Origin of the sequence: Glutamicibacter sp. AOP38-B1-38 (genome assembly GCF_052377485.1) — a bacterium.
Lineage (GTDB): Bacteria > Actinomycetota > Actinomycetes > Actinomycetales > Micrococcaceae > Glutamicibacter.
Genome location: NZ_JBQSWU010000007.1, coordinates 1 through 13,117 on the forward strand (window position 1 = coordinate 1; position 13,117 = coordinate 13,117).

At 62.8% G+C, this 13,117-nt stretch carries 13 protein-coding genes; 9 read left to right on the plus strand and 4 right to left on the minus strand.

Annotated elements, in window-relative coordinates:
- Positions 1 to 103 precede the first annotated feature (103 nt).
- On the minus strand, positions 104 to 412 hold the full coding sequence (locus ACT3TP_RS05510; protein WP_013349867.1) for a PLD nuclease N-terminal domain-containing protein: 309 nt from the start codon (positions 410 to 412) through the stop codon (positions 104 to 106).
- Positions 413 to 585: 173 nt separating this feature from the next.
- Between ACT3TP_RS05510 and dnaK the strand changes: the two genes are divergently transcribed.
- The 5 genes from dnaK (at position 586) to ACT3TP_RS05535 (ending at position 6,512) form a co-directional block, all read left to right on the plus strand.
- On the plus strand, positions 586 to 2,442 hold the full coding sequence (gene dnaK, locus ACT3TP_RS05515; RefSeq protein ID WP_096283306.1) for a molecular chaperone DnaK: 1,857 nt from the start codon (positions 586 to 588) through the stop codon (positions 2,440 to 2,442).
- A 15-nt stretch (positions 2,443 to 2,457) separates the two neighbouring features.
- Positions 2,458 to 3,030 (plus strand): nucleotide exchange factor GrpE, encoded by a 573-nt coding sequence (locus ACT3TP_RS05520; protein WP_096283307.1) that lies wholly within the window; start codon positions 2,458 to 2,460, stop codon positions 3,028 to 3,030.
- Positions 3,031 to 3,117: 87 nt separating this feature from the next.
- Complete coding sequence (locus ACT3TP_RS05525; RefSeq protein WP_444619770.1) at positions 3,118 to 4,086, plus strand: DnaJ C-terminal domain-containing protein; 969 nt, start codon at positions 3,118 to 3,120, stop codon at positions 4,084 to 4,086.
- Between the two features lie 109 nt (positions 4,087 to 4,195).
- Positions 4,196 to 4,624 (plus strand): heat shock protein transcriptional repressor HspR, encoded by a 429-nt coding sequence (locus ACT3TP_RS05530; RefSeq protein WP_105553267.1) that lies wholly within the window; start codon positions 4,196 to 4,198, stop codon positions 4,622 to 4,624.
- 274 nt (positions 4,625 to 4,898) lie between these two features.
- Positions 4,899 to 6,512, plus strand: a complete 1,614-nt coding sequence (locus ACT3TP_RS05535; protein WP_105650111.1) for an AMP-binding protein — start codon at positions 4,899 to 4,901, stop codon at positions 6,510 to 6,512.
- Between the two features lie 13 nt (positions 6,513 to 6,525).
- Here ACT3TP_RS05535 and ACT3TP_RS05540 read toward each other — a convergent pair whose 3' ends face one another.
- Entirely contained in the window at positions 6,526 to 7,128 is a 603-nt protein-coding gene (locus ACT3TP_RS05540) for a GNAT family N-acetyltransferase (RefSeq protein WP_105553266.1), read from the minus strand.
- Positions 7,129 to 7,170: 42 nt separating this feature from the next.
- A complete protein-coding gene (gene trmB / locus ACT3TP_RS05545; protein ID WP_105553265.1) occupies positions 7,171 to 8,031 on the minus strand; it encodes a tRNA (guanosine(46)-N7)-methyltransferase TrmB in 861 nt (286 codons plus the stop codon).
- 149 nt (positions 8,032 to 8,180) lie between these two features.
- On the opposite strand from trmB, the gene ACT3TP_RS05550 reads away from it, so the two are divergent.
- Positions 8,181 to 8,591 carry a YccF domain-containing protein gene (locus ACT3TP_RS05550; RefSeq protein WP_255248325.1) on the plus strand — a complete coding sequence of 137 codons (411 nt, stop codon included), beginning with the start codon at positions 8,181 to 8,183 and terminating at the stop codon, positions 8,589 to 8,591.
- A 35-nt stretch (positions 8,592 to 8,626) separates the two neighbouring features.
- Here ACT3TP_RS05550 and ACT3TP_RS05555 read toward each other — a convergent pair whose 3' ends face one another.
- Positions 8,627 to 9,163, minus strand: a complete 537-nt coding sequence (locus tag ACT3TP_RS05555; RefSeq protein WP_444619774.1) for a DinB family protein — start codon at positions 9,161 to 9,163, stop codon at positions 8,627 to 8,629.
- A 219-nt stretch (positions 9,164 to 9,382) separates the two neighbouring features.
- Between ACT3TP_RS05555 and ACT3TP_RS05560 the strand changes: the two genes are divergently transcribed.
- From ACT3TP_RS05560 to ACT3TP_RS05570, 3 genes are all read left to right on the plus strand, one after another.
- The gene (locus ACT3TP_RS05560) at positions 9,383 to 10,075 is read left to right on the plus strand and encodes a TetR family transcriptional regulator (RefSeq protein ID WP_444619776.1); all 693 of its coding nucleotides are present in this window, start codon (positions 9,383 to 9,385) and stop codon (positions 10,073 to 10,075) included.
- Between the two features lie 104 nt (positions 10,076 to 10,179).
- Entirely contained in the window at positions 10,180 to 11,157 is a 978-nt protein-coding gene (locus ACT3TP_RS05565) for an ABC transporter ATP-binding protein (protein ID WP_444619778.1), read from the plus strand.
- Complete coding sequence (locus tag ACT3TP_RS05570; protein ID WP_444619780.1) at positions 11,154 to 12,824, plus strand: ABC transporter permease; 1,671 nt, start codon at positions 11,154 to 11,156, stop codon at positions 12,822 to 12,824. The genes ACT3TP_RS05565 and ACT3TP_RS05570 overlap by 4 nt, the downstream gene beginning before the upstream one ends.
- The last annotated feature ends 293 nt before the right edge of the window (positions 12,825 to 13,117 follow it).

Genomic DNA, 13,117 nt, shown 5'->3' on the forward strand with positions numbered 1-13,117 from the left:
GCCAGTGTGGCAATCGAGTTTTTCATTGCCAAAGCGTCCACGCTGACAGCGAACAACCCGCTCTCGTCATCACGAGAGCGGGTTGTTCCATTGTGTCTGTAAATCAGTTTTGAGGGTCTTTGCGACGCCCAAAGACAAAGTAGGAAATGCTTCCTAGTACGTTGAGGCAACTGACCACGGCCCACAGTGGTTTTGGCCCTCTCGCCAGCTGAACGGGGCGTCGACGAAGATCGCGCAAGGCTGCAAACATCAAAGTCAGCTCGATAATTCCAGCGAGGATGACAGCAACCTGGGTGCGGCGATCCAGCTCCCGGAAGGACCGTTTTTTCGGTAGGTTGAGGCGCCGGGAGCGCAGGGTGGATTGTCCTTGAATGCCTTGGGTGTCCTGTGTCTGAAAATTATTTTTCGGCATGGGAATCATTCTTGCCCTTTGTTCGTTGAAGAAGACAGAACGCAAAGTTGAGTGAGGTTGGCTCAAGTTAATTTGACAGTCGAAAGCGGCTGAGTAAACTTGAGTCCAGAACGCTCAATCAGGATAAAAATCCTCAGCGTTAGTACTTTCAACCAAGGCAAAGGAGAGCCATTATGTCGCGTGCCGTAGGTATCGACCTAGGAACCACCAACTCCGTAGTTTCCGTGCTCGAAGGTGGTGAGCCAACCGTTATCGCAAACGCGGAAGGCAACCGCACTACCCCGTCGATCGTTGCTTTCTCGAAGAGCGGCGAAGTTCTGGTCGGCGATATCGCCAAGCGCCAGGCAGTGAACAACATCGACCGCACCATCGCTTCGGTCAAGCGTCACATGGGTACCGACTGGTCCATCGACGTAGACGAGAAGAAGTACACCGCTCAGGAAATCTCCGCGCGCACCCTGATGAAGCTGAAGAACGACGCCGAGTCGTACTTGGGCGAAAAGGTCACCGACGCGGTCATCACGGTTCCTGCATACTTCAACGATGCCGAGCGCCAGTCCACCAAGGAAGCCGGCGAAATCGCGGGCATGAACGTGCTGCGCATCGTCAACGAGCCAACCGCCGCGGCGCTGGCCTACGGCCTGGAAAAGGGCAAAGAAGACGAACTCATCCTGGTCTTCGACCTCGGTGGCGGTACCTTCGACGTTTCCCTGCTCGAAGTTGGCAAGGACGAAGACGGCTTCTCCACCATCCAGGTCCGCTCCACCGCTGGCGATAACCGCCTCGGCGGCGACGACTGGGATCAGCGCATCGTTGACTGGCTGCTGGCTCAGGCCAAGCAGAAAGGCGCAGACCTGTCCAAGGACAAGATCGCGCTGCAGCGTCTGAAGGAAGCTGCCGAGCAGGCCAAGAAGGAACTCTCCTCGGCCACCAGCACCAACATCTCGTTGCAGTACCTCTCGGTCACCCCAGAGGGTCCGGTGCACCTGGACGAGCACCTTTCGCGTGCCAAGTTCCAGGACCTGACCAAGGACCTGCTCGATCGCACCAAGAAGCCATTCCACGACGTGATCGCCGAAGCCGGCGTGAAGGTTTCGGAGATCGCACACGTGATCCTCGTTGGCGGTTCGACCCGTATGCCAGCCGTTGCCGATCTGGTCAAGGACATGGCCGGCAAGGAAGCCAACAAGGGCGTCAACCCTGATGAGGTTGTCGCCGTGGGCGCAGCCTTGCAGGCAGGCGTGCTGAAGGGCGAGCGCAAGGACGTGCTGCTCATCGACGTCACCCCACTGTCCCTGGGTATTGAAACCAAGGGCGGCGTGATGACCAAGTTGATCGAGCGCAACACCGCGATCCCAACCAAGCGTTCGGAGACCTTCACCACCGCTGAGGACAACCAGCCTTCGGTGTCCATCCAGGTCTTCCAGGGCGAGCGCGAGTTCACCCGCGACAACAAGCCGCTGGGCACCTTCGAGCTGACCGGCATCGCCCCGGCGCCGCGCGGCATCCCGCAGGTCGAGGTCACCTTCGACATCGACGCCAACGGCATCGTGCACGTCTCCGCCAAGGACAAGGGCACCGGCACCGAGCAGTCGATGACCATCACCGGCGGCTCCTCGCTGTCGAAGGAAGACATCGAGCGCATGGTGCAGGAAGCCGAGGCCCACGCCGAAGAGGACAAGGCCCGCCGCGAGGCAGCCGAGACCCGTAACGCCGCCGAACAGGCAGCCTACTCGGTTGACAAGCTCATCAAGGACAACGAGGACAAGCTTCCGGAAGAGGTCAAGACCGAGGTTCAGGCCGACGTCGACGCGCTGAAGGAAACCCTGGAGAAGCAGGACAACGACGACGAGGTCAAGGCCGCGTTTGAGAAGCTGCAGGCTTCGCAGACCAAGCTGGGCGAGGCAATCTACGCCAATGCCCCGACCGAAGGCGCCGAAGCTCCCGAGGGTGAGCAGGCTTCGAATGCTGATGAAGACATCGTCGACGCCGAGGTAATCGACGAAGACGACGAGAACGTCAAGAAGTAAGGGAGAGACGGGAATATGTCCGAGGCACAGGACCAGAACGCCAACTCCGGCCAGGAGCCGGAGAACGAGCAGGATGCCGCCAATGAGCAGCAGACTGCAGACGCTTTGGGTCAGGCCGAGGCGATCCTGAACGAGGCGGCCGCCGGCGTCGAAGAGGCGCAGGCTGAGGTCACCGAGAAGGAAAACGAGTTGCGCAACGACCTGCTCCGCCTGCAGGCCGAGTATGTCAACTACCGCAAGCGCGTCGAGCGCGACCGGGTGGCAGTGCGCGACAGCGCCGTCCAGTCGGTGCTCTCCACCTTGCTGCCGGTACTCGATGACATCGATGCCGCTCGTGCTCACGGCGACCTGGCCGATGGACCGTTTGCGGCCATCGCCAACAAGCTGGACACGGTTTTGGCATCGCACGGCCTGGAGCGAATCGACGAGGCTGGGGTCGAATTCGACCCTAACGTCCACGAAGCTTTGCTGCGCCAGCCGGTCCCCGAAATTCCGGCGGACCATGTGGGACAGGTATTGCGAGCCGGTTACCGCAAGGGCACCTACACTCTGCGCGCCGCGCAGGTGCTGGTCGCCACCGGCGAATAGCCGCACATCTAGATAGCGAAACTGCCCACTGCCGAGAATTCGTCAGTGGGCAGTTTCGAATCGCTAGTCGAAAGAAAGGGGGCCCTGATGGCAAGTCAGGACTGGATCGACAAAGACTTCTACGCCATTCTGGGCGTCTCCAAGGACGCCAACGAGGCGGACATCAAGAAGGCGTACCGCAAGCAAGCGCGTAAGTACCACCCGGATACCAACCAGGGCGATGCGGACGCCGAGCGGAAATTCAAGGACATCTCCGAGGCCAACTCGGTGCTTTCCGATAAGGAAGAGCGCGAACAATACGACGCCATCCGCGCCATGGGTGGAGGCGCCCGGTTCAGCGCCGGCGGAGCTGGCGGCGCCCCGGGCGGCCAGGCGGGATTCGACGACGTCTTCTCCAACCTCTTCGGCGGTGGGGGAGGCCCGCGCGGCCGCGGCGGACAGCCCGACTTCTCCGATCTCTTCGGCGGCGGGGCTGGGTTCGGCGGCGGATTCGGCCAAAGCGCCCCGCCGCGCAAGGGAGCTGACCGGACGGCCAGCACCACCATCTCCTTCGCTGGTTCCATCAAGGGCACCACCATCGGGTTGCGTGAGCAGAGCGGTGAAGTCATTGACGTGCGTGTTCCGGCTGGAATCAAGGATGGCCAGTCGGTGCGCGTGCGTGGACGAGGCCAACCTGGCGGAGCCGGCAACGGCGACCTGCTGGTCAAGGTCAAGGTCACCGAGCACCCGTTCTTCAAACGCGAAGAGAACAACATTCGTGTGCACCTGCCGGTTACCTTTGATGAGGCAGTCCTCGGAGCCAAGATCCACGTGCCGACTCTCGACGGGGAACAAGTAGCCGTGAAGGTGCCCGCCGGTTCGAACTCGGGTCGTACCTTGCGCCTGAAGGGGCGTGGGGTGAAGACCTCGAAGTCCACCGGTGACATGCTGATCGTCTTGGATGTGGTGATTCCACAGAACCTGAATGACAAGGCGAAGACGGCCATCGAAGACTTCGCTGCCGCCACCGCGGGGGAAGATCCTCGCGTGGGTCTTGAAGCCAAGGCCAGGCTCTAGGATTAATCCAGGAGCGATGTAGTGCAACGCGGCGGCGTTCCCCGAAAGGGGCACGCCGCGGTGGACAATGGATGTATCCCCAGCAGCGGAAGTAAGGAGACTGAATTTCATGGCCCACGAGTTCTTGCGACCTGTATTCGTCATTTCAGTCGCCGCGCAACTAGCCGACATGCATCCGCAGACGCTGCGGCAATACGACCGCATCGGATTGGTCTCTCCAAGCCGCCAAGCCGGCAAGCAGCGTCGCTACTCTCAACGTGATGTTTCGCTGCTGCGCCAGGTGCAGCTGCTGAGCAAGGAAGGTGTTTCGCTCGAAGGCATTAAACGCATCATCGAGCTGCAAAACCAGGTAGCCCACCTCCAGGGCCAAGTGGCCGAACTGCGCGATGAGCTGCACGCGGTCCAGCAAGGCCAAACCCGGGTCTTCGCCGCGGGTACGGCCGCCGGAGATGTGGTGTCCATGGCCCGTGGCATGCGCCCGGCACGCCGCGAGCCAAGCGTCACCCTATTTACCACCCGCCGCGCCATCGGCCGCTAGTCCCGCGCTCCGCGTACCTCTCGCACCCTCGGCGGCGCCTCTCAGCGATTTCAACTGGCCATTTGCCAGCATCCGGATTAGTCTCAGAATAACGTGATCCACCTCACCTTTCGTGAATCGCGCAGTTGCACACCGGAGCACCGTTCCGGACCAGAAAATAGTGCAGCAGGACTGTTTTGAGAACGGAGAGCTTCGTGCAGGAACATCTTTCAGCAACGGCGCACTTTCAGCCGACACCTTCGGTTTCCGCGACCCCCGGTTTGCCGGTGCGCGCATGAAATCATATGCCCAGGGCGAAACAGGTGCACAGCTTCTCGACGAAACCATCGGCGCAAATTTAGAGCGTACCGTCGCCAAGTACGGTGAACGTGAAGCGCTCGTGGAGGTCGCCAGCGGAAGAAGATGGTCATGGAATGAGCTAGACCAGGCGGTCAACGACCTCGCACGCGGTCTGCTCGCGGCGGGCCTTCAGCAAGGCGACCGGCTGGGCATTTGGGCGCCGAACTGCGCCGAGTGGACGCTCACGCAATATGCCACCGCAAAAATCGGCGTGATCCTGGTGAACGTCAATCCGACATATCGCAGCCACGAATACTCCTACGCGGTCAATCACAGTGGCCTGCGAATGCTGATCACCATGTCCCGCTTCAAGACAAGCAACTATCGAGACATGGTCGAACGCTGCGCGGTGGACACCCCAACCCTTGAGCGGGTGGTTTACCTCGACACCGAGGACTGGACCGAACTAATCCACGGCGGACAGGGCGTGGAAGCGGGGCAGGTCGCGCAACGCCTGGCGCAGACGGCCCCGGATCAAGCGATTAATATTCAATACACCTCGGGGACCACCGGATATCCGAAAGGCGCAACGCTCAGCCATCGAAATATCTTGAACAACGGGTTCTTCGTCACCCAGACCATTCGGCTTGGACCGGAAGATCGGCTCTGCATCCCGGTGCCGTTTTATCACTGCTTTGGCATGGTGATGGGTAATCTCGGATGCACCGCGCACGGTACCACCATGGTGATTCCCGCCCCGAGCTTCGATGCCGAAACCACCTTGCGAGTCATCGCCGAGGAAAAATGCACGGGGGTTTATGGGGTGCCCACCATGTTTATCGCCATGCAGAATCATCCCAGCTTCGGCACCCATGACCTGAGCACCTTGCGTACCGGAATCATGGCAGGTTCGGTATGTCCTGTCGAGGTGATGCGCCGCTGCCTCGAGGAGATGAACATGACCGAGATTTCCATCGCCTATGGGATGACCGAAACCAGTCCGGTCTCCTGCCAGACGCGTGCCGATGACGATTTGGCGGCTCGCACGGAAACCATCGGCAGGGTGCATCCGCACCTTGAGGTCAAGATCGTGGACCCGGCAACCGGCGAGACGGTGGAGCGCGGGCAACCCGGCGAGTACTGCACCCGAGGCTACTCGGTGATGCTCGGCTACTGGAACGACGCGGCGAAAACCGAAGAAGCCATCGACTCGGAGAACTGGCTGCATAGCGGAGACCTCGCGGTGATGCGCGAGGACGGCTGCTGCACCATCGTGGGGCGAATCAAGGACATGGTGATCCGCGGGGGAGAGAACATCTACCCGCGGGAGATCGAGGAGTTCCTATTCGGGCATCCCGATATAGAAGATGTCTCCGTGGTGGGCGTGCCAAATGAAAAATATGGAGAAGAGATCTGTGCCTGCATCAAGATGAAGGCTGGCAAAACGCCCCTTGGGGTCCAAGACATCAAGAACTTCGCCGAAGGGCAATTGGCGCACTACAAGATCCCGGCCTATGTGATGATCCTCGATGAGTTCCCGATTACGGTCACCGGCAAGATTCGCAAGGTGCAACTGCGCGAAGACGCGGCGAAATCCCTGCTCAGCTAAGGACTGCGGGAGCCTAGATGCGGTCGTGCTTGGCTAAACGCGCCAAGAGCCCCTGCTTCACGCTGGGCCATTCGTGCGGCAAAATCGAGAAAACCACGGTATCTCGCAAGGTGCCGGTGCGAGCGTCATACATGTGATTGCGCAGCACCCCATCTTGCTTGGCGCCTAGCCGGGCGATAGCTTCCCGGGACTGCCGGTTATGCCAATGCGTGCAGAAAGCCACGGCGATGCAGTCGAGCTCTTCGAAGGCGCGCTGAAGCAATAGGTACTTCGCGGCGGCATTGATGCCCGTGCCTTGGTGGGCAAGTCCCAGGAAGGTTGAACCGATTTCCACCCGACGATTGACCGCATCGATGTTGAGGTAGGTCGTCGCGCCCACCGCTTTGTTGCTTTGCAGATCGAGAATTGCGAACGGGGCCATCTTGCCTTCGCCCTGCAGGGCCAGCCGCCGCTCAATCTCGGAGTACATGGCTTGCGCCGAAGGGGTCTTAGCGAACCAGGCCTGGTCCAGCCCGTCGCGGGCCACCAGAGCGCTGAGATCTGCCGCATGCTTCGGGTCGAGCTGTTCGAGCCGGACACCGGCGAATTCTAGGGTGGGGGATGCGCTAAGGGCCATGGCTGCAAGTCTATTGCAATCATGGCCCTGCGAAACTAAGACCTACTTGGCGGCTCGGGTGAAGGCCAAGTCGAAGACCAAACGTCCCGCCTTCAAGGCCTTGCCTTCGAAGCTGGTGAGGATGCGACGCTCAAATCGTGGTGCCCAGCCACCTCGGTCATCGACAAATTCCGGTTCAGGGTCGAAGCCCTCCATGCCGTTCCGGCGCACCTTGGTCAGGTTGCTTTCCTCCCCGGCAGCGTTGCCGGGGTACTGGTTTTCGAAAGCCTGGTGAGCTTCCAGCACCTCGCGCATTTGCTCGGCATAGTTCGACCAGTCGGTGGCCAAGCGCAGTGTCCCGCCGGGTTTCAGCACGCGCGCGACCTTGTCCAGGAATGAGGAGGTAATGAGGCGGCGCTTGTGATGACGCGGCTTGTGCCAAGGGTCCGAGAAGAAGATCCAGAGCTCATCGGCGCTATTCTCTTCGAGCATGACCTCGAGTACTTCTGGCGCGTTGGCCTGCACCGCGCGAACGTTTTCCAACTCGAATGATTCAACCTTCAGCATCAGCTGGGCCAATCCCGGAAGGTACACCTCGACGGCCAGGTAATTGCGCTCGGGGTCATCCTTGGCGGCATTGGCGATGCATTCGCCCAAGCCCGTGCCGATTTCTACGATCAGCGGGGCGACGCGTCCGAATGCCTGCTCGGGATCCAAGCGGAAGTCGTCTGCCACCGAAGTATCTGCAATTTTACGCGGCGGCTCGATCACGTAGCGATCGGCGTTGCGGTCCCAAGCAGCTGCGCGGCGTCCTTGCAGCCGATTGCCTCTGCGTACGAAAGAGACCGGTTCGGCACGGAAATAAGATGGGTCTTTGGCCGCCTTGCCGGTGACTGCAGGCTGCTCTTCGCTACGTTCGCTCATGATTATTAATCCTAGCCGAGTACCGGCCGGCACAAACTTGGAATTTATAGGGCGTTGCACACCCGCGAAGCGGGCATCGAGAAATACTAGGGGGCGTTCCGGGTGTTCCCCTATGGCGAATAGCCGCCTCGAACAGGCATCCTAGAAGTATGACAGATCTAGTGCGCGGTTTATTGAACATCATTTGGCTTGTTTTTGGAGGACTTTGGCTGGCGTTGGGCTATGTCCTAGCCGGTATCATCTGCTGCCTGTTGATCGTCACGATTCCTTTCGGCATCGCGTCATTCAGAATTGCCGGTTACGCGCTGTGGCCATTTGGGCGCACGGTCGTTGACCGCGGGCCGGTCGGCGCGTTTTCGACGTTGGGCAACGTCATCTGGTTGATCTTCGCCGGTATCTGGATTGCCATCAGCCATGTGCTCACCGCGATCCCGATGTTCGTATCAATTATCGGCATCCCACTGGGCATCGCCAACCTGAAGATGATCCCGGTATCCTTGATGCCGCTGGGCAAGGAAATCGTTCCTTCCGACTACTTCATCGGCAACGTCCGCCGCTAAAATCCAAGAGCAATATCAAGGCCGATTCCCATTATTCAGGGAGTCGGCCTTGCTGCCTTCACGAGACTTCTGCAACTTTCGGTGCGTGCGCCGAGCAGCTGTTCGCGAAGGATTTCCGCATGCCCGCAGTGTTGGGCGAGCTCGCGCAGCAGGTGCAGCTGTATCCAGGCGAGCGAGAGCGGACCACGCCGATTTCCGGAAAGCACCGCATCATCCGCCAGGCCTTGGCGGATCTGGCGAGAGCGGGCTACCGCTTGTCGATAAGCCCGGCTTGCCGAGGCGATAGTGTCCCCTGGTGCCAGGTCAAATGATTCATCCGGGGACTGCGGAATACCGAGTTCAGCGCGCGAGGCCCCGGTGGCTGCCTCGCCAAACCAGACCCGTTCAACAAACACCGCATGCTTCAGCAACCCGAGCAGCGTGGTCTTCGAGGCAACCAAATGTGTCCTTGCCTCGGACTCGGTCAGCCCATCGAGATATCCAAGCAGCATCTGGCGATGCTGCCCAATGAACACGTCCACCAGCTCGGCTGGGTCCTGGCGGTAGTGAATTGGGGCATCTGGATTGGTCATGCGACATACTGTGCCAGTTTTGCTAGCCAGGTCAAGACCGTGGCCTGCGATGCCTTGGCGGATTGGCAACGTGGATAGGGCCCGCCTTGCCTGAGCACGGCCTCGCCATCCGCAGATCGAGCCACGCCAAAGATCGCGCGCAGGCCCTTCGGCATCCCCGCGAGCCGAAGGCCAGCAGGACCTGTACACGGGGCTGAACACAGGACTAGAATCTTGAACATGCGTTCAGCTAAGGGTGGGCAAGACCCTGCGGGAAGCCCGTCGACCGCGTCGTCGCCGGGTAGCAGCGACCTGACCGCGCGCGCCAGGATCCGCGATGCGGCGGCCTACCGGTTCGCGGTGGAGGGCTTCGGCGCCTCGGTGCGGGCCATCGCCTCCGACGCCGGGGTGAGCGCCGGCCTGGTGATGCACCACTTCGGCTCGAAGGCCAAGCTCCGCGACGCCTGCGATGAGAACATGCTGGCCACGATTCGCCGGCTCAAGCGCGAGCACGTCGCCGAGGCCGCCGCGGGCCAGAGCCTCATGCACATGTTCGCGGCCGCCGAGGAGAATGCGGCGGTCCTCGGGTACGTTCTGCGGTCCATGCAGGACGGCGGCCCGCTGGCCCGGGAGTTCATCGACCATATGGTCGACGACGCGGTGGGCTACAGCCGCGAGGGCGTCGCCGCGGGGGTGATCGTGCCCAGCCGGGACGAAGCGGCGCGGGCGCGCTACCTCACGCTTTCCGCGCTCGGCGCGCTGCTGCTGGAGGTGACGCTCAAGCCACCGGCGGACCCATCCGACCTCGCATCGATCGTCCGCGGCTACCTGAGCAGCAGCTACCTGCCGATGCTGGAATTGTTCACCGAGGGCTATCTCACCTCCCGTCGTGCGTTGGAGGACTGCCTCAGCTACATGTCCACCCCGCCCTAGCGGGAGCCGGCAGCGTCCGCGTTGCGCCCTGGGCCGCCGGTGGCACCGGGCCCGGGCGCGCTGAGTAGCAACAACTGCGACAGGCATGTGAAAGTGAGTGAGCCATGAGCACGACACCAGCTATCGAGATCCACGAACTGTCCAAGTCCTTCGGCAGGGTGCGGGCCCTGGACGGGCTGAGCCTGAGTGTGCAGCCCGGGGAGATCCGTGGTTTCCTGGGGCCCAATGGGGCCGGCAAATCCACCACCCTGCGCGTTCTGCTCGGGCTGCTGCGGGCCGACGCGGGCTCCGCCCGACTGTTCGGCGGCGAGGTGTGGCGCGACGCCGTCAAGCTGCACCAGCGCATCGCCTACGTGCCCGGAGACGTCAGCCTGTGGCCCAACCTGACCGGAGGCGAGTGCATCGACTACCTCGCCCGGCTCGGTGGCCGCGCCGACAAGCGCCGGCTCAAAGCCCGCAAGGCCGAGCTGCTGGAGCGCTTCGAACTGGACCCGCGCAAGAAGACGCGCACCTATTCCAAAGGCAACCGGCAGAAGGTCGCTTTGGTTGCGGCCTTCCTGGCCGACGCGGAGCTGTACGTGCTCGACGAGCCGACCTCCGGGCTGGACCCGCTGATGGAGTCCGTGTTCACCGGGTACGTCCGCGAGGCCGGAGCCGCGGGCAAATCCGTGCTGCTCAGCAGCCACATCCTCTCCGAGGTCGAGAAGGTCTGCGACACCGTCACGATCATCCGCAACGGGAAGGACGTCGAGTCCGGCACGCTGGAGGAGCTGCGGCACCTCACGCGCACCAGCGTGAGCGCGGTGGTCGGCGCAGACCCGTCGGCGCTCGCCGCGCTGCCCGGGGTTCATGACCTGGCCACCACGGCCTTTGCCGGTGCCACCCGGGTCACGTTCGATACCGACAACGCGCAGATCGGCGCCGTGCTGACGGCGCTCACCGCACTCGAGGTGCGCAGCCTCAGCGCCACCCCGCCGTCGCTGGAGGACCTGTTCATGCGCCACTACGGCGATGTGCTCGACTCTGGCACCGCAGCGGCGAGTGGATCGCCGGAGGGCGCCAAGGGCGCGGGTGCGCGATGAATGCCCACCTCGCCTCCGTGTCGCCTGCTGCCGGGCCGCGTTCGGCCCGCGGATCGGCCTTGGCCGGAACCGGCGCGCTGGTGCGGTTCATGCTGCGCCGGGACCGCGTGCGGCTGGGCGTATGGACGGCGTCGATCGTATTCTTCTATGCGTACTTCGTGGTGGCACTTGGCGCCTTGGGCGATCAGGCGCTTGCCGGGCGCGCGCTGATCATGCAGACCCCGAGCGGCATCGCCATGGGCGGACCGGGGTACGGCATCGAGAACTACACGGTGGGCGTCGCCATCGCCAACGAGGGCATCACCTGGATGGTCATGGGGCTCGCGATCATGAGCATCCTGCACATCGTGCGGCACACGCGTGGCGAGGAGGAAAGCGGACGCTCGGAGCTGGTGCTCGCCCGGACGGTCGGGCGGCACGCGCCCGCGGTCGCGGCGGCAATCACCCTGTGCGCCGTCAACGCCGTCATTGCGCTCGCCTCTGCGCTCGTCCTTTCCGGCGTGGGCGGGGCGGAGCTGGCTCTGGCCGACTCGTTCGCACTGACCGCCGGGAGCGGGCTGAGCGCCATGGTGTTCGGCGCGATCGCCTTGGTGGCCGCGCAGGTGACCGAGCACGGCCGGGGCGCGGTGGGCATCAGCCTCGCGGCGTTCGGTCTTGCCTTCATGCTCCGCGCCGCGGGCGATATCCAGCAGCGGCACGGCAGCGCGTTGTCGTGGTTCTCCCCGATCGCCTGGCCGCAGCAGATGCGGCCCTTCGTCGACGTGCGGTGGTGGCCGGCCGCGCTGTGCCTCGTCGCCATCTTCGTGTTCCTCCTCGTCGGCGCCTTCCTCGGATCACGCCGCGACTTCGGCGGGGGCCTGATTGCGGTTCGCGCGGGCCGGTCCGATGCCCGGGCGGTGCTGCGCGGGCCGGCCACCCTCGCCTGGCTCCAGCAGCGCACCGCGTTCAGCTGGAGCGCCATAGGGTTGGGCCTCATGTGGTTCGCCTCGGGCACCCTGCTGCCGGACATCACCTCCATGATCGCCGAAATCCCGGAGAGCAATCCGGTCTTCGCCGCGGTGTTCGGTGCGGATCCGAGCCAGTTCACCACGGCCTTCCTCGGGGTGATGATCATGTTCGCCATGCTGTGTTGCGCCGCATACGCCGTCGTGATGGGGCAGCGGGCCAAGGTGGAGGAAGGCGCCGGCCGTGCCGAAATCGCGCTGGCCAAGCCGATATCCCGGCATCGCTGGTTCGGCGCCCAACTGCTGGTCGCGGCGCTGGGTACCGGCATGCTTGCCGCGGTCAGCATCTGGGCCATGTGGCTAGGCGCGGCATCCGTTGGCTACGCGGAACAGACGTTCGCTGACTATACCGGGGTGCTGTGGCCCTACCTTGTGGCCCTGGCCAGCTATCTGGGATTCGCCACGGTCCTGTATGCGTGGATCCCGCGGGCGTCGGGCGCCGGGTGGGTGCTGCTGATCTACACTTTCGTGATCGGCATGTTCGGCGGGCTACTGCAGGACCTGCCGGACTGGGTGCACGGGATCTCGCCCTTCTACTGGCTTCCGGCCGCGTTCACCGAGCAACCGGAGCTCGGGCACATGCTCGGGCTGGCGGGGGTCGCCGTCCTCTCGTTCGCGCTTGGCTTCGCCGGATTCCGCCGGCGTGACGTGCCGACCGGCTAGGTGCAGTATCGCGGAGTCGCGCGCTCGCCTCGGCTGAACCGCATCGGTTGCCCATCGGTCCACGAGCCATGAGCTAAAAATCTGCGGCTCAGCCCCGTTGCCGTGCGAGGCTGCTTTCGCGGGGCACGCGCCAGGCCGCGGTGCTGGGGCCGAACAATCATGGAGCGCATTGTGCTCCGATGCGTGTACCGGTACTGGGAGTGGGCCGCGCACCGTCTGCCCGTGCCTGGGCTGCCGGCGATACCTCGAGGCAAGCTATTTGCGTCGCGACGCAAATTTCTCGAAAAATATTT